This window comes from Collimonas sp., from assembly GCF_039923675.1.
Lineage (GTDB): Bacteria > Pseudomonadota > Gammaproteobacteria > Burkholderiales > Burkholderiaceae_D > Collimonas.
Map to the genome: position 1 here is coordinate 68,332 of NZ_JBDTCG010000039.1, position 17,262 is coordinate 85,593.

At 60.0% G+C, this 17,262-nt stretch carries 14 protein-coding genes; 4 read left to right on the plus strand and 10 right to left on the minus strand.

Going from position 1 to position 17,262, the window contains the following annotated elements; all coding sequences use genetic code 11:
• Window positions 1–15 precede the first annotated feature (15 nt).
• Window positions 16–1,362 (plus strand): DUF1501 domain-containing protein, encoded by a 1,347-nt coding sequence (locus tag ABI171_RS07765; RefSeq protein ID WP_348091992.1) that lies wholly within the window; start codon window positions 16–18, stop codon window positions 1,360–1,362.
• A 6-nt stretch (window positions 1,363–1,368) separates the two neighbouring features.
• On the opposite strand, the gene ABI171_RS07770 is transcribed toward ABI171_RS07765, so the two are convergent.
• From ABI171_RS07770 to urtA, 8 genes are all read right to left on the minus strand, one after another.
• Window positions 1,369–1,665 carry an FmdB family zinc ribbon protein gene (locus ABI171_RS07770; RefSeq protein ID WP_348091993.1) on the minus strand — a complete coding sequence of 99 codons (297 nt, stop codon included), beginning with the start codon at window positions 1,663–1,665 and terminating at the stop codon, window positions 1,369–1,371.
• Window positions 1,666–1,732: 67 nt separating this feature from the next.
• Window positions 1,733–2,911, minus strand: coding sequence for a formamidase (gene fmdA / locus ABI171_RS07775; protein ID WP_348091994.1), 1,179 nt, complete (start codon window positions 2,909–2,911; stop codon window positions 1,733–1,735).
• 35 nt (window positions 2,912–2,946) lie between these two features.
• On the minus strand, window positions 2,947–3,969 hold the full coding sequence (locus tag ABI171_RS07780) for an aliphatic amidase (RefSeq protein ID WP_348091995.1): 1,023 nt from the start codon (window positions 3,967–3,969) through the stop codon (window positions 2,947–2,949).
• Between the two features lie 40 nt (window positions 3,970–4,009).
• Window positions 4,010–4,699, minus strand: a complete 690-nt coding sequence (urtE, locus tag ABI171_RS07785; protein ID WP_348091996.1) for an urea ABC transporter ATP-binding subunit UrtE — start codon at window positions 4,697–4,699, stop codon at window positions 4,010–4,012.
• A 23-nt stretch (window positions 4,700–4,722) separates the two neighbouring features.
• Window positions 4,723–5,490 carry an urea ABC transporter ATP-binding protein UrtD gene (urtD, locus tag ABI171_RS07790; RefSeq protein WP_348091997.1) on the minus strand — a complete coding sequence of 256 codons (768 nt, stop codon included), beginning with the start codon at window positions 5,488–5,490 and terminating at the stop codon, window positions 4,723–4,725.
• Window positions 5,487–6,686, minus strand: a complete 1,200-nt coding sequence (gene urtC / locus ABI171_RS07795) for an urea ABC transporter permease subunit UrtC (protein ID WP_348091998.1) — start codon at window positions 6,684–6,686, stop codon at window positions 5,487–5,489. Before urtC ends, urtD begins: the two co-directional genes overlap by 4 nt.
• A 33-nt stretch (window positions 6,687–6,719) precedes the next feature.
• The gene (urtB, locus tag ABI171_RS07800) at window positions 6,720–7,637 is read right to left on the minus strand and encodes an urea ABC transporter permease subunit UrtB (RefSeq protein ID WP_348091999.1); all 918 of its coding nucleotides are present in this window, start codon (window positions 7,635–7,637) and stop codon (window positions 6,720–6,722) included.
• Window positions 7,638–7,706: 69 nt separating this feature from the next.
• A complete protein-coding gene (urtA, locus tag ABI171_RS07805; protein ID WP_348092000.1) occupies window positions 7,707–8,951 on the minus strand; it encodes an urea ABC transporter substrate-binding protein in 1,245 nt (414 codons plus the stop codon).
• A 435-nt stretch (window positions 8,952–9,386) separates the two neighbouring features.
• Between urtA and ABI171_RS07810 the strand changes: the two genes are divergently transcribed.
• Window positions 9,387–12,815 carry an ATP-binding protein gene (locus ABI171_RS07810; protein ID WP_348092001.1) on the plus strand — a complete coding sequence of 1,143 codons (3,429 nt, stop codon included), beginning with the start codon at window positions 9,387–9,389 and terminating at the stop codon, window positions 12,813–12,815.
• A 19-nt stretch (window positions 12,816–12,834) separates the two neighbouring features.
• Window positions 12,835–13,815, plus strand: coding sequence for a response regulator transcription factor (locus ABI171_RS07815; RefSeq protein WP_348092002.1), 981 nt, complete (start codon window positions 12,835–12,837; stop codon window positions 13,813–13,815).
• A gap of 7 nt (window positions 13,816–13,822) precedes the next feature.
• On the opposite strand, the gene ABI171_RS07820 is transcribed toward ABI171_RS07815, so the two are convergent.
• Entirely contained in the window at window positions 13,823–14,623 is an 801-nt protein-coding gene (locus ABI171_RS07820; RefSeq protein WP_348092003.1) for a LytTR family DNA-binding domain-containing protein, read from the minus strand.
• 124 nt (window positions 14,624–14,747) lie between these two features.
• Complete coding sequence (locus ABI171_RS07825) at window positions 14,748–15,851, minus strand: histidine kinase (RefSeq protein ID WP_348099286.1); 1,104 nt, start codon at window positions 15,849–15,851, stop codon at window positions 14,748–14,750.
• A 164-nt stretch (window positions 15,852–16,015) separates the two neighbouring features.
• Between ABI171_RS07825 and argH the strand changes: the two genes are divergently transcribed.
• The coding region (gene argH, locus ABI171_RS07830; RefSeq protein ID WP_348092005.1) for an argininosuccinate lyase at window positions 16,016–17,262 on the plus strand (1,247 nt) is incomplete at its 3' end.

The window sequence follows — 17,262 nt, forward strand, 5'->3', positions numbered from 1 at the left end:
CGTTAGGAGCTTGATATGAACCGTCGCGATTTCATCCGCCATCTCGGCCTCACCACCAGTGGCGCCATCCTGATCCCGGTCGGCCTGTCCGGTTGCGTGGTAGCGCCGCCCAGCAAGCCGCTGGCCAAGGTCAAGCCAAGCACGCCACCGGTCAGCATCGCGCCCGGCGCCGACAGTCCGCTCTCGTACGGCAACCCGTTGCAACGGCCACATGCGATCGGTGACGGCACGCCGCGCATGGTGGTGGTGTTCCTGCGCGGTGCGGTGGATGGCTTGAATGTAGTGGTGCCGCACGGCGACCACAATTACTACAAGGCGCGACCGACGATTGCGGTCTCGCGTCCGGGCACGCAAAACGGTGCGATCGATCTCACCGGCTATTTCGGCCTGCATCCGGCATTGCAGCCGCTGCAGCCCTACTGGGAAGATGGCCGGCTGGCCTTCGTCCACGCTTCCGGCTCGCCCGACATATCGCGCTCGCATTTTGAAGCGCAGGATTACATGGAGAGCGGCACCCCGGGCGAGCACAATACGCGCGATGGCTGGATGAATCGCATGTTAGGCGTGATGCCGCCGTCGCAATCACCGATGGAGGCGTTGACCCTGGGTGAATCGGTGCCGCGCATCCTCACCGGCCGCGCCGTGGTCGCCAACATACCGACCGGCCGCGACGCCACCCGCCCGACCCTGATCGACAAACCTGAAGTCAGCCAGGCCTATGCCGCACTGTATGCACAGGACGCGGCGCTCGGCAAATCCTATCGCGACGGTATTTCCGCGCGCAAGGAATTGCTGGCAGACGCCAACAGCACAGAACAAAAAGCCGCCAACAATGGCGCACCACTGCCGAACGGCCTGTCGATCGATACCGCACGCCTGGGCCGCCTGATGCAAGGCAATCCGGACATCCGCCTCGGCTTCATCGCCGTCGGCGGCTGGGATACCCACACCAACCAGGGTAACGGCGCCGGCCAGCTGGCGGGTCGGCTGCGGCCGCTGGCCGATGGCTTGGCAACGCTGGCGCGCGAACTGGGACCGGCTTTCAACGATACGGTGATTGTGGTGATCTCGGAATTCGGCCGCACCTTCCGCGAAAACGGCAATGGCGGCACCGACCATGGCCATGGCAACGCCATGTGGCTATTGGGCGGCAATGTGCGCGGCCGCACCATCCATGGCCACTGGCCGGGAATCGACGACAAATCGCTGAACGAAGGCCGCGACCTGGCCGTCACCACCGACTTCCGCGCCGTGCTGGCGACGTTGGCGGAAAAACACATGCGCATCGGCGATCCGGCCATGCAGAAGCTGTTTCCGCAATACGCGGCGGGCATGCCGCATGCGATGAACATACTGGTGTAGCCGGGTTCAGGTATCGCAAATGCTGCAACTGTGTCCTTTGCAGTTATGCAACACGCTGCTTCTGCCTGCCCCCGTATGCGTTCCGGGCCCGCTGGCGCCACGGCCGGCCAGTTGCTCGGCGCCGGTGCGCGCGCGCCAGTTTTCCTTGACCCGCAGCTTGACATGACCACCGGTGAATAGCGGAGAGGCAAGCGTATCGCAAGCGCAGTATGGGCAAGCTACCGGGCGCTCCAGCGCCTGCAGCGGCAACAACCGTTCAAAGATTCCCTCGCAGTGGCTGCAGCGTATGTCGTACAGTGGCATCGTATGCTCCTCCGGATAAATTAGGCAAAACGAGGCGGGACCGCTGATGCGCCCCACCCCGGCGGCGTCAGGGCTTGCGGCCCCAATAGGCGTTATCGTTCAACATCCCTTTCGGCGTGATGTCCTGGTCGAAGATCGACGTCGGCAAGGACACCGTACAGGCGCAATTCGGAATATCGACAATCCCGCCGATGCGCCCTTCCACCGGCGCCGCAGTCAGCAGCATGTAGGCCTGGCTGCCGGTATAGCCGAAGTGCATCAGGTAATCGATCGCTTTCAGGCAAGCCTGGCGGTAGGCGACCGTAGCGTCGAGATAATAATTGACGCCGTTCTCGACGCTGATTCCCTCGAAGGTCAGCCATTGCTCGTAATGCGGTTTGACGATGCTCGGCATGAAGATCGGCGAAGTGATGTTGTACTTCGCCATGCCGCCCTTGATCAGGTCGAAGCCGACATGACTGACGCCGTCCATTTCGATGGCGCCGCAAAAACCGATCTCGCCATCGCCTTGCGAGAAGTGCAGATCGCCCATGGAGAAGCCGGCGCCCTTGACATATACCGGAAAGAAAATCCTGGTGCCGGCCGACAGATCCTTGATATCCGTATTGCCGCCATGCTCGCGTGGCGGCACGGTGCGCGCTGCTTCCTTCGCCATGCTGTCGAACTTGGCGCCGCTCAGGCCGCGCAGCACCGCAGTGCTCGGATCCGGCGGTTTGGCCAACCCCTTGGCCGCCAGCGGCGCCTCGCGCCGGTTCCACTCGGCCAGCAAATCGTGCGATGGCAGGCAACCCATCAGGCCCGGATGCGTGAGGCCGGCGATCCGCACACCGGGAATATGGCGGGAGGTAGCGTACAAGCCTTTCAAATCCCAGATCGCCTTGTCGGCATCGGGAAACATGTCTGCCAGAAAGCCGCCGCCATTTTCCTTGGAAAACACCCCGGAAAACCCGACCGGCGTAATTGGTTTGATATCCAGCAGATCGATCACCAACAGATCGCCGGGCTCAGCGCCTTCGACATGGAACGGACCTGTCAACGGATGGGCGCGCGTCAGGTCGACATTCCTGACATCGGAAACATCATCGTTGTCCTGGATTTGCGCATCCAGGAAATCCAGCGACTCGATCAGGATCGATTCGCCCGGTTTGACCGACGACAGGAACGGCAGGTCCGGATGCCAACGGTTATGTCCCAGCTCTGCTTGCAGCGCCAGCGGCACGCCGGGTTTTATCTTGAAATGTTGCATGCGACTCTCCTCTTGGATGGATCAATCATGGTGCTTCATTCTGTTGGAATACCCGGCATCGGACATTCCGGCGTACCGGGCGCCGAGCGCGTCAAGACTTCGACCTGACGCCGCGCCTGCTGCGGATCGTTGACCCAGGTCTTGTAGAAATCGAAGGGACATTCGGCGACGCCGGCAGCCGCTTCGCCGGAATTGATCTTACCGGTATAGCCGCGGTGCAGCAGCTTGTAGAGATGGTTTTGCGATTGCCAGTTGCGGCGCGCATCACGGATCAAGCCGACCGACAGCTCGGCATACTGGATCCCCATTTCCTCGGTTTCGCATTCACCCAAGGTGCGGCCATCGAAGCCGATGATCGCCGAATGGCCGAAGTAGGAATACACGCCATCGAAGCCGGCCGCATTGGCCACCGCCACATAGACGTTGTTCATCCACGCCATCGCTTTCGAGACCATGACTTGCTGGTCCTTGGCCGGATACATATAGCCTTGGCAACGCACGATCAGCTCGGCGCCCTTCATGGCGCAATCGCGCCAGATTTCCGGATAGTTGCCGTCATCGCAAATGATCAGGCTGATTTTCAACCCCTTGGGGCCGTCCGAGACGTAGGTGGCGTCGCCCGGATACCAGCCTTCGATCGGCGTCCACGGCATGATCTTGCGGTACTTCTGGACGATCTCGCCATGGTTGTTCATCAGGATCAGGGTGTTGTACGGCACTTTGTGCGGATGCTCTTCATGCCGTTCGCCGGTCAGCGAAAACACGCCCCAGACATCGGCCTGGCGGCATGCTCCAGCGAACAATGCGGTTTCCTCGCCGGGAATGACGGCGGCGGTATCCAGCATCTCTTCGCGGTCGTGCATGATTCCATGCGTCGAATACTCAGGGAAAATCACCAGGTCCAGTCCCGGCAAACCCTGTTTCATGCCAACCACCATCGCCGCGATTTGGCGGACGTTGTCCAACACTTCTGCCTTGGTATGCAGACGCGGCATCTTGTAATTGACCACCGCTACCCCTACTCCATCCTTGCTGCTGGAAATGTCACCATGTCTCATATGCCGCTCCTGTGAAGATTTGCACCGAATAAGAAATGCGTTAGACGGAAAGGTAGCGGCTGATCGTCGCCGCATCGACATTGGCGCGCGTGTCTTCATAGACGAAACGGCCCTTGTCGATCACCAGGAAACGGTCGGCGATTTCCAGCGTGAAGCTGAGCACCTGCTCCGAGACGATGATGGTCAGCTCGCGTATCTTGCGGATCTCTTTCAAACTGCGCGCAATATCCTTGATGATGGATGGCTGGATCCCTTCGGTCGGTTCATCCAGCAGCAGCACCTTGGGATTGGTGGCGAGCGCCCGCGCAATCGCCAGTTGCTGTTGCTGGCCACCGGACAAATTACCGCCTTTACGGCCACGCATTTCATGCAGCACCGGGAATAAGCCATACAGTTCATCCGGCACCTTGCCGAGCGCGCTCGCCGGCAAACCGGTCTGGATGTTTTCCAGCACCGTCATACCGGGAAAAATCATGCGACCCTGCGGCACATAGGCGACGCCGCTGGCGACCCGCTGATAACTTTCCAGGCCGCCCAGCTCCTGGCCGTCGACCTGGATGCTGCCCTCGCGCATCGGCAGGATACCCATCAGGGTCTTGAACAAGGTGGTTTTACCCATGCCGTTGCGGCCCATGACAGCGACGATTTCCTGTTTGGCTGCTACCAGGCTGATATCGTGGATCACCTGGCTTTGGCCATAGCCCGAGGCGAGATGCGAGACGTTGAACATGCGAACTCCAGAGGGTTATCGAATCAATGGCCGAGGTAGACTTCAATCACCTTGGGATTGGCCTGCACCGCTTCCATGCTGCCTTCGGCGAGGATTTTTCCCTGATGCAGCACGGTCACCTTGTGGGCGATGCTTTTGACGAATTCCATGTCGTGCTCGATCACCACCACCGAACGGCCTTTGCTGATGCGGCCCAGCAGCTCGGCGGTTTTTTCGCGTTCGGAGACGCTCATGCCGGCGACGGGCTCATCCAGCATCAGCAGTTCCGGATCCTGCATCAGCAGCATGCCAATCTCCAGCCACTGCTTTTGTCCATGCGACAGCAAATCGGCCTGTTGATAGAGCTGCTGCTCCAGGAAAATTTCCCGGGCGATCGTCTCGACCCGCTCCACCACATCAGGCGTGCGCTTGAACACCAGCGCACCGAACACTTTGCGGCCACGCGGAAACGACATCTCCAGGTTCTCGAACACGCTCAGGTTTTCGTAGATGGATGGCGTCTGGAATTTGCGGCCGACGCCGGCTTGCACGATTTCGTGCTCGCGCATCTTGGTCAGCTCGCGATTCTTGAACTGGATGCTGCCGGCGGTGGCCTGGGTCTTGCCGCAGATCAGATCCAGCACCGTGGTCTTGCCGGCGCCGTTGGGGCCGATCACGACACGCACCTCATTGCGCGCCACATACAGATTCAAGCCGTCCACCGCCTTGAAGCCGTCGAAAGACACTGTGAGATCCTCAATCGCCAGCACCGGGCGATCGCTGGATTCGAAACCGATAGGATTGACGCTCATTTAGATGCCTCCAGGTTGCCGTTTTCCAGTTTGACGTCAGCTTCGGCTTTTACCAGACGGGCTTTAGGCGCTGCGGGCAGCGCCGCAATCCTCTCGGGTCGCCGCATGAATCCTTTCAAGCGCGCCAGCAATACCTTGCCGTGGCTTTGATACAGGCCGGCCAGGCCGTTCGGAAAATACATCACCACGGCGATAAACAAGCCACCCATCAGGAACAGCCAGAGTTCCGGGAACGCTTCCGAGAAATAGGTCTTGCCAAAGTTCACCAGCAACGTCCCGTACACCGCACCCAGCAAGGACATGCGGCCGCCGACCGCGGCATAGATCACCATTTCGATGGAAGGCACGATGCCGACGAACGAAGGCGACATGAAGCCGACCTGCAAAGTGAACATGGCGCCGCCGATGGCCGAGAACATGGCCGCGATACAGAACACGAAGACCTTGAAGCTGGCCACGTCATAGCCGGAAAAGCGCACCCGCTCTTCCTTGTCGCGCATCGCCACCAGTAAGCGTCCCAGCTTGGAATTGAGGATGAAACGGCCGATCAGGATGCACAGGATCAGCAGTCCGGCATTAACGAAATACAGGATCAGCTTGGCCGAATCGGTACGGATATCCCAGCCCATCAGGGTTTTCAGGTCGGTGATGCCGTTGACGCCACCGGTCAGGCCTTGCTGGCCGATGATCAGGATCGACAAGATGGCGGCGATAGCCTGGGTCACGATCGAGAAATACACATCGCCGACGCGACGCTTGAACATGGCGGCGCCGATCACCAGCGCCAGCAAGGCCGGCACCAGCAGCACCGCCAGCAGCGTGAAAGCAAACGAATGAAACGGCTGCCACAGCAAGGGCAGTTGCGTGATCTGGTTCCAGTCCATGAAATCCGGGATGCCTGGCGTCGACTGGATCTTGGTGCTGATCGGGTCCGAGGCTTCCAGCTTCAGAAACATCGCCATGCAATAGCCGCCCAGCCCGAAGAAAACCCCCTGTCCCAGGCTGAGGATGCCGCCGTAGCCCCAGCACAGCACCAGTCCGACAGCGACAAAGGCATAGGCAAGATATTTGCCGACCAGATTCAGGCGGAAGATATCGAAAGCCAGCGGAAACACCACCAGCAGCAGGCCGCACAGGATCAGCAATCCGAGCAGTCCGGACTTCCCGCCTAATAGCTTTTCATAGACCGCATTCATGGAACACCTTTCGATTGCAACGATTGCTCTTGTTTATTTACGGATTTTTGCAGCGAACAAGCCTTGCGGACGCAGCAGCAAAATCAGGATCACCGCCGATAGCGTCAACACCTTGGCCATCGATCCGGTCAGGAAAAATTCCGCCGTCGACTGCGTCTGGGCGATGGAGAACGCCGAAGCAATCGTGCCCAGCAAGCTTTGTGCTCCACCGAACACCACCACCAGGAAGGTGTCGACGATATATAGCGAACCGCTGGTGGGACCGGTCGAACCGATGGTGGTGAAGGCCGCGCCGGCAATGCCGGCAACCCCGCATCCCAGCGCAAACGTCGTGCGGTCGACCTTGCGGGTATTGATGCCGACCGCCCCGCTCATCAGCCGGTTCTGCATGGTGGCGCGCACCTGCAAGCCCCAGCGCGAGCGGAACAGCAGCAAGAAGATGACGCCGGTCAGCACCACGGTCAGTCCCATCATGAACAGGCCGTTGATCGGGATGTCGATGTTTTCGGTCGGCTTGAACGAGCCCATCAGCCAGTCCGGCAAGGTGGCGCTGACTTCCTTGGCGCCGAAGATCGAGCGAAAAGTCTGCTGCATGGCCAGGCTCAGGCCCCAGGTCGCCAGCAGCGTATCCAGCGGCCGTTTGTACAGGCGGCTGATCATCAGCCACTCGACGAGATAGCCGACGATATAGGCCGTGACAAAAGACAGCGCAATCGCGGCAAAGAAATAATAGGGTTGCAGGCTGGGCGCATACTGCGTGGTCAGTTTCGATAGCAGATAAGTGATGTAGGCGCCGATGGTGAGGAACTCGCCATGCGCCATGTTGATCACGCCCATCTGGCCGAAAATGATGGCAAGGCCGAGCGCCATCAGCAGCAAGACGCAAAATACCGACAGGCCGTTGAAGCCCTGCATGGCAAAGATCGCGCCGAATTCGGAGAGTGAGACCACGGTGGCTCCTTACAATGTCGCAAGTGGCAACCCGGCGGCGACGCTGCGCCGCCAGGTCGTTCAAAAAAATTATTGATAGCCCTTGGGGAAAGGATTCGGCTCGATCAGGTCGGACTCGTAGATGACCTTGAACTGGCCATCCTTCTGCGCTTCGCCGATCCGGGTCTTGCTCCACAAATGATGATTCGCGTGGACCTTGACATACCCCTCCGGCGCGGTCTTCAGCTCGATGCCCGGCGATGCCGCCACCACCTTATCGACATCGAAACTGCCAGCCTTCTCGACCGCGGCCTTCCACAGCCAAGGCCCCAGATAAGCGGCTTGCGTGACATCGCCGATCACTGAAGTCGGGCCGAACCTGGCCTTGAATTCAGCCACGAACTTCTTGTTGTTCGCGTTATCCAGACTCTGGAAATATTTCATCGAGGCGTAGAAACCTTCGACATTTTCGCCGCCGATGCCAAGCATCTCGTCTTCCGTCACCGAGATGGTCAACAGGTTCTGCGTCTTGGCAGTCACGCCGGCAGCCTTGAGCTGCTTGTAGAACGCGACATTGCTGCCGCCCACCACGTCGGCAAAGATCACGTCCGGCTTTTTCAGCTTGATCTTGTTGATCAGGGAGCCGAACTGGGTGTTACCCAGCGGGTAGTATTCTTCGCCAACCACCGAACCCTTCAAGACATTCTCGATGTGCTTGCGGGCGATCTTGTTGGAAGTGCGTGGCCAGATGTAATCCGATCCGATCAGGAAAAAGGTCTTGGCTTTCTTTTCCTTGGCGACCCAGTTGAGCCCGGCCAGCACTTGCTGCGTGGCTTCCTGGCCGGTGTAGAAGACGTTCTTGGATTGCTCCAGGCCTTCGTAAAAGGTCGGGTAGTACAGCAAGCCGTTGTCTTTTTCAAACACCGGCAGCACCGCCTTGCGCGAGGCCGAAGTCCAGCAGCCGAAGACTGCGGCGACGTGATCGCTTTCCAGCAGCTTCTTGGCTTTTTCCGCGAAGGTCGGCCAGTCGCTGGCGCCGTCTTCCTGGATGATCTTGATCTTCCGTCCCAGGATGCCGCCCATCGAATTGATCTGCTCGATCGCCAGCCGCTCGGCCTGGATCGAGCCGGTTTCGCTGATCGCCATGGTGCCGGTCGCCGAGTGCAACTGGCCGACCGTGACTTCGGTATCGGTAATCGCCAGCTTGGTCGTATTGATCTTTGCAGTGGGCGGCGACTGGGCAAAAGCCATCCCCGGCAATGCCATGGCGGCGCTGGCGGCCAGGCCCAGCATTACCTTGCGGCGCTGGGACGAGCGGATATCGGATTGCGACATGCAGTACTCCTTTAGGGCGGTTACGGTTGGATGGCAGAGACAAACGGCGGGTAGAGACCGTCGACGCCCAGTCGTTTGCGCCGCTCACCGCTCGGCGAAATCGGCGTCTTGATCTGTTCGTTCTGGAATGGAGATTAGGATTTGTACTGCGGCGCAACAATACGTCGTTTGACGTAACCCCGGCCGCAGCTGCCGACAGCACGTACGCACAGCCGTGCAGCGTCGCCGCATCAGGCTGGTGCGGCCGATAGTTCTGCACTGGTTTCAGCGTTGATTTTGATATTGAGCAGCTAACAAACAACGCCCTGTTTTAGCGCGACGTTATCTCGGCGACATCTTTCATCTACGTCAAATGACGTATCCAAACCGCGCCGGATTGGTTCGAAAATTGCTTACCTAGAACCGAGATATGTCACCCGCCGTCATCGAGAAAACGTGAAAATTTCCGCCACGCAACGCATAGTCAAGGTCCGCCGCGACTACAACACCTGGGTCGGCAACGAGACGCTGGAAGACTACGCCTTGCGCTTTACCCCGCGCTCCTTCCGCAAATGGTCGGAATTCCGGCTGGCCAACACGGCCTTGGGCGCAGTCTCGTTCCTGGCGCTGGAAGCCATCAGCGCCACGATTACGCTCAACTACGGTTTCACCAACGCCTTCTGGGCCATCGTCTGCGTCAGCATCTTGTTCTTCCTGACCGGCCTGCCGATCAGCTACTACGCCGCCAAATACGGCGTCGACATGGATCTGCTGACGCGCGGCGCCGGCTTCGGCTATATCGGCTCCACCATCACCTCGCTGATCTACGCCTCGTTCACTTTTATTTTCTTTGCGCTGGAAGCGTCGATCATGGCGCAAGCGCTGCAGCTGTATTTCGGCTTGCGGCTGGAGCTGGGCTATATCATCTGCGCGCTGGTGGTGATTCCGCTGGTGACCTATGGCATTACCCTGATCAACCGCTTGCAGATGTGGACCCAGCCGCTCTGGCTGGTGTTGCTGGTGCTGCCGTATATCTGCGTGCTGCACAAGGAACCGGACGCGCTTGCCAGCCTGATGACGTTTTCCGGCAATGCCGAGAATGGCAATACCTTCAGCCTGGCGCTGTTCGGTTCGGCCGCCACCGTGGCTTTTTCGCTGATCGCCCAGATCGGCGAGCAAGTCGACTTCCTGCGCTTCCTGCCGGAAAAGACCGCCGCCAACCGCGTCCGCTGGTGGAGCGCCCTGCTGCTGGCCGGACCGGGCTGGATTCTGCTCGGCGCGGCAAAAATGCTGGGCGGCGCCCTGCTGGTGTTCCTGGCGATCCAGCATGAGGTCCCGATGGCGCAGGCGGTCGAGCCGACGCAAATGTATTTGATCGCCTATCACTATGTGTTTTCCGACCCGGCCTGGGGGCTGGCGGCGGTGACCTTGTTCGTGGTGGTGTCGCAGATCAAGATCAATGTCACCAATGCCTACGCCGGTTCGCTGGCCTGGTCGAATTTCTTCGCCCGCCTTACGCATAGCCATCCGGGGCGCGTGGTGTGGCTGGTCTTCAATGTGCTGATCGCCTTGCTGCTGATGGAGATCGGCGTGTTCAAGGCGCTGGAGCATGTGCTGGCGCTGTATGCGCTGGTCGCCATTTCCTGGATCGGCGCGGTGGTCTCCGACCTGGTCATCAACAAGCCGCTGGGACTGAGTCCGCCGCATATCGAATTCAAGCGCGCCTACCTGTATGACATCAATCCGGTCGGCGTCGGCGCCATGGCGATTGCTTCGATCATTTCCGCGATCGCCTTGTTCGGCATGTTCGGCAAACTGGCGCACGCGCTGGCGCCGTTCATCGCGCTTGGCAGCGCGCTCCTTATTGCCCCCGTGATTGCGTATGCGACGAAAGGTAAATACTACATTGCGCGCCACGACCAGCTGACGGACAGCCATCAAGGCCAGCGCGAATGCGTCATCTGCGAAAACAGTTTCGAGACGGCCGACATGGCGCACTGCCCGGCGTATCAGGGCGCGATCTGTTCCTTGTGCTGCTCGCTGGACGCGCGCTGCAACGATCGCTGCAAGGAAGCCTCGCGCATGCCGGACCAGATCTTCCAGACCTTGCGCGGCTTCCTGCCGGAGCGTTTCACGCTCAAGCTGAATACCCGCATCGGCCATTACCTGATCGTGTTCTGTCTGCTGTCGGGCGGACTGGCGGTGGTCCTGTGGCTGCTGTATTACCAGCAGCTGGTCAGCGTCGCCGGCTCGCCTGACACCATGTCGGTGATCTTCGTCAAACTGTTCGCTTCGCTGCTGGTGCTGATCGGCGTCGGTTCCTGGTGGCTGGTGTTGACCAATGAAAGCCGTACCGTCGCCCATGAGGAATCGGAACGGCAAACCAATCTTCTGCTGCAGGAAATCGACGCCCACAACCAGACCGACGCCGCCCTGCAGCGCGCCAAGGAAGCGGCGGAATCCGCCAACCTGGCCAAGAGCCGCTTCGTCACCGGCATGAGCCACGAGTTGCGCACGCCGCTCAACAGCATTCTCGGCTATGCCCAGATCCTGCAGGTCGACCACGCCATTCCGGAGGGGCGGCGCGATGCGATTGGTGTTATCCGCCGCAGCGGTGAACATTTGCTGAGCCTGATCGACGGTTTGCTGGATATCGCCAAGATAGAAGCCGGCAAGATGCGGCTGGCGACGGATGAACTACCGCTCCACGAATTCCTTGACCAGATCGTGCAGATGTTCGGACCGCAGGCCGAGCAAAAAGGCTTGGCATTCCGCTTTGAGAAGATCGGCCGGATTCCTGAAGTGGTCCAGGTCGACCAGAAGCGGCTGCGGCAGATTCTGATCAACCTGCTCGGCAACGCGGTCAAATTCACCGACGCCGGCAAGGTCACCCTGCGCGTGCGGCATGCCCGCGAGATCACCTATTTCGAGATCGAGGATAGCGGCATCGGCATTGCCGAAGAAGATATTGCCCGCGTATTCCTGCCCTTCGAGCGCAGCAGCGCCGCCAACCTGCGCGACGATATCGGCACCGGACTCGGGCTGGCCATCAGCAGCATGCTGACCCATATCATGGGCGGCGAACTGTCGGTCAAGAGCAGCATCGGCGCCGGCAGTACCTTCCAATTGAAAATCTACCTGTCCGAGGTGCGCTCGCCACGGCGACGGGTCAAGCTGGAAGACCAGATGTCAGGTTATTTGGGGCCGCGCAAACGGGTACTGGTGGTGGATGACCAGCCGTCCCAGCGCGCCGTGCTGAGCGCCATGCTGGCGCCGCTCGGATTCGACATGACCGAGGTCGCCAGCGGCGCCGCCTGCCTGGCAGAAATCGCCCGCGCGACGCCCGACCTGGTGCTGCTGGATATCGCCATGCCCGTCATGGACGGCGGCGCGGTATGCCGCGCGATACGTGCGCAGGGACACGCCACGCTGCCGATCATCATCGTCTCGGCCAATGCCTTCGAGAGCACGCCGGAGCAGATCGATCCGCTCAGCTATAACGATTTCGTGGTCAAGCCGGTATCGTTCAACGACTTGCTATCCAAGATAAAACTGCACCTGAAGGTAGACTGGATTTCCGATCCTGCTCTCAATCCTGTAGCGCCGGAGATGGCATCCAGCGCCATGCTGGTGATTCCGTCCCGCGAAAAATTGCAGGCGCTGATCGAGCTAGGCGCCATCGGTTATGTGAAGGGCATTCTGGAAAAACTCGATGAAATAGAACAGCAGGACCAGCTCTACCAGCCGTTCACGCGCGAAATGCGCGAACTGGTCAAACGTTTCCGGCTGAATGATTTCACTACGCGCATCAGCGGCTTGATCCGGCACGAAACAAAGCAAACTCAAGAGCAGCCGCCATTGGCACAACGAGTCGGCAACGGCTAGCACCATAAAAAGGATAATCTTGGACGACAACCTCAACCACGCTTCCAACCCGCAGCAACGGCCGCTGACGGCACGCCCGGTGGTGCTGATCGTGGATGACATTCCGGACAACCTGGCGCTGCTGTCAGACGCGCTGGACGAGAGCGGCCATATCGTGCTGGTCGCAACCGACGGCGCCAGCGCCCTGGAGCGGCTGAGCTACATCACACCCGACCTGATCCTGCTGGATGCGATCATGCCCGGGCTGGACGGCTTCGAAACCTGCCGCCGCATCAAACTGCTGGGCAGCGCCAGCCACGTACCGGTGGTTTTCATGACGGGGCTGACCGAAACCGAGCACGTGGTGAAGGGTTTCCAGGTCGGCGGCATCGACTATGTGACCAAGCCGATCCGGCCGCAAGAGATCGTGGCGCGGGTCGCCGCCCATATCAGGACGGCGCGCATGATGGCGCAAGCCAGGGACGTGATCGACGCCGCGGCGCACGCAGTGATTGTGCTCGGCACCGATGGCGCGCCTTTGTGGCAAACCGGTAAGGCCTCGTTCTGGCTGGAGAAATATTTTCCGCGGCTTGAACAGCCCGGCCGCAAGCTGCCGCCGCAACTGCAGTTCTGGCTGAACCAGAACCTGGTGCTATTGCGGCAAACCACCCACAGTCCGCAAACCCTGGTGATTGGCGGCGACGATGGCGAACTTATCATCAACCTCTCCAAGAACGCCCAGAGTGCCGAGTTGACTCTACTCATGGAGGAAAAATCGTTCAGCCTGCCGACTGCCATGCAATTGGAGGCTTATCACCTGACCCCGCGTGAAACCGACGTCCTGGCATGGGTCTCCAAAGGCAAGACCAATCGCGATATTGCCGAGATCCTGGGCATGAGCCCGCGCACGGTCAACAAACACCTGGAACACATCTACATCAAACTGGGCGTGGAGACGCGCGCCGCCGCCGCGGCCATGGCCATCAGCAAACAATATGATTCGGGGCATACCTTGCAATAGCGGGAAACTACCTGACCAGCGCCTTGATCACCGCCCACTGCCGCCTAGAAATCGGCAACCGGTGATCGATGTCGCGCAGGATGACTTGCCAGACTTCCTGCGGCTTGTCGGCATCGCCCTCGCCATCCGGTATGTAAATGCCGCGCTCGACGCCGATGATGGCATTGCGCGCCACCAGGGCGTTGCGATGCACCCGCACGAAATGCGCCGCCAGCTCTTCCTCGATCGACACCAGCGAATCCTCGATCAGGTATTCCTTGCTCTTGGTGCGCAAGGTGACGTACTTCAGCTCGGCCTTCAGGTACAGCACTTCCGTCATCGGCACCAGCGACATGCGGCCACGTTCCTGCACAGCGAAATGCTGGCGCGGCAAGGCGGCCGATATGGCTGCCTCGGCACTGGCCGCGTGCGCCGCTTGTGGTGTGCGGCGCACGCGGCTGGCGCGCGCGATGGCTTGCGCCAGCCGCGCGGCGCGCACCGGCTTGACCAGATAGTCGAACGCTTGCACCTCGAATGCATTGAGGGCGTAATCGTCGTAGGCGGTCACGAAAATAATCAAAGGCGGTTCGCCGGCGCGGGGACTGGCGATTAACCGCTCCGCCAGTTGCAAGCCGGTCATGCCCGGCATTTGCACATCCAGCAACACCAGGTCCGGCGCGGTGGCGGCAATCCCTTCCAGCGCCGCCTGCGCGTGGGCTGCCTCGCCCACCAGGTAATGCGGGCATTCGGCGACAATGTCGGACAACAGCGTGCTCAACCGCGCGCGCGCGGGGGCTTCATCGTCGACAATGAATATGCGAGGGATCATGACGAATTATTATGATTAGCGGATGTAAGTGATGTTTTCGTAGGAAAACATTGTCCACGAAAAACACGAAAGACACGAAAAATTTCTTTGCCTTTTTTCGTGTCTTTCTTGGAAATAGATTTTATCAGCCGTTCTGCGCCTTGGCCTGCACCGCTTTCACATAGGGGAAGCTGGCGCGCACTTCAAACTGGCCAAGCGTGCTTGCAGTGGTCAGCTGCGCCTCGACGTCATAAAGCAGCGCCAGCCGTTCGCGGATATTTTCCAGCGCCATCTGGTTCCCTTCCGGCAGCGCGCCGACTCCCTTGCCGCTATACGGATTGTAGGGATTGGTGATGATGATTTCGATCCGCTCCAGCGAATGACTCAGCTTGATGCGGATCAGCGCCGGCTCGGTGCTCGGCTCGACGCCGTAATGGACGGCATTTTCTATCAGCGGCTGCAACAGCAAGGTCGGAATCTGCGCCCGGCACACTACGTCATCGCTGATGCCATCGCGCTCCCACTGCACCCGCAAGCGGTCGCCAAGGCGTATCTTTTCGATCGACAGATACTGTCGGCACAGGCGGATTTCCTTTTCCAGCGTGGTCATGGCCCGGCCATCGCGCATCAGCACGCGGATCAGATCCGCCAGATCTTCCAGCGCCGCCTCGGCCCGCCGTGGTTCTGTGCGAATCAGCGACAGCACGGCATTCAAGCTGTTGAACAGGAAATGTGGCCGGATCCTGGCCTGCAAAGCCTGCAAGCGCGCCTCCACCAGCACCGGCGAAAAAGCCCGTGCGCGCATTTCAAAATAATGCTGCAGGCCGATGCCGAACAAGGCCGCCACCAAAGCGGCACGCGTCACGCCGCCGGCCGCACTGAGGTGGGAAAAGCCGTTCAGGAACCAGTCGAATCCTGACAACAGTCGGATCACCCCCACCATCACCAGCGCCGGCGCCAACGCACACAGCAGACGCTGCACGACGAAGGAAAAGTGGTGTGCGATCCGATGCAGGCCGCACAATACCGACAAGGACAAAAAACAGGCCGGCTCGACCAGCATGGCCGATTCGACAAAGCTGTTCATCGCAGCGACCAGGCCGTCGCTGCGCAACAAGATCGCCGCCATGACCGCCAGATTCACTGCAATCAAGGCACGGAACACCACGCCCAGGTTACAGCCGTCGGGAATCACCACCGCGCCGGGCTGCTGGGTTGGCGCGTTATCCGCGGTCTGGTCTGAGGGCATGGATGCTGGCATTGGTTGCTATAAGAACAATTATAAGTAACTTAAAATATCCGTATGAACCTGGCGCGCTGGGTTTTAGGGGGCAGTGATTTATAATCGCATAATTCATTGCTCATCCTAACGCTCGCTTCACCTCTCGGTCCAATACTCCACGATACTCAATTATGACAGCACAACTCTCCAAAAAAGGCGAAGCTTGGTCGGCTCGTTTTTCCGAACCGGTCTCTGATCTGGTCAAACGCTACACCGCTTCGGTGTTTTTCGACAAGCGCCTGGCCGAGGTCGATATCCAGGGCTCGCTGGCGCACGCCGAGATGCTGGCATATCAAAAAATCATCAGCGCCGATGACTATGCCGCGATCCAGAAGGGCATGACCCAGATCCAGGGCGAAATCGCCGGCGGCAAGTTTGAATGGCTGCTGGACCTGGAAGACGTCCATCTGAACATCGAAAAGCGCCTGACCGAACTGGCGGGCGATGCCGGCAAGCGCCTGCACACCGGCCGTTCGCGCAACGACCAGGTCGCCACCGACATCCGCCTCTACCTGCGCGGCGCCATCGACGACATCAGCGGCCTGCTGCGCGACCTGCGCGTGGCCCTGCTCGATCTGGCGGAACAGCACGCCGACATCATCCTGCCCGGCTTCACCCACATGCAAGTGGCGCAGCCGATCACTTTCGGCCATCACGTCCTGGCTTATGTGGAAATGTTCGGCCGCGACGCCGAGCGCATGCAGGATTGCCGCAAGCGCGTCAATCGCCTGCCGCTGGGCGCCGCCGCACTGGCCGGCACCACTTTCCCGATCGACCGTCACCGCGTAGCGACCACGCTGGGCTTCGACGACGTCTGCCGCAATTCGCTGGATGCCGTCTCGGACCGTGATTTTGCGATTGAATTCTGCGCCGCCGCCGCGCTGGTGATGACGCACATTTCGCGCATGTCGGAAGAACTGGTGATCTGGATGAGCCCGCGCATCGGCTTCATCGACATCGCCGACCGCTTCTGCACCGGTTCCTCGATCATGCCGCAAAAGAAAAACCCCGACGTGCCGGAACTGGCGCGCGGCAAGACAGGCCGCGTCAACGGCCACCTGATCGCCCTGCTGACCCTGATGAAAGGCCAGCCGCTGGCCTACAACAAGGATAATCAGGAAGACAAGGAACCACTGTTCGACACCGTCGACACGCTGACCGACACGCTGCGCATTTTTGCCGACATGGCGCGCGGCATCACGGTCAAGCCGGAAGCGATGCGCGCCGCCGCCCTGCAAGGCTACGCCACCGCGACCGATCTGGCCGACTACCTGGTCAAGAAAGGCTTGCCTTTCCGCGATGCCCACGAAGCCGTGGCGCACGCAGTGCGCAGCTGCGTCGACCAGGGCTGCGACCTCAGTGATTTGTCGCTGGAGCA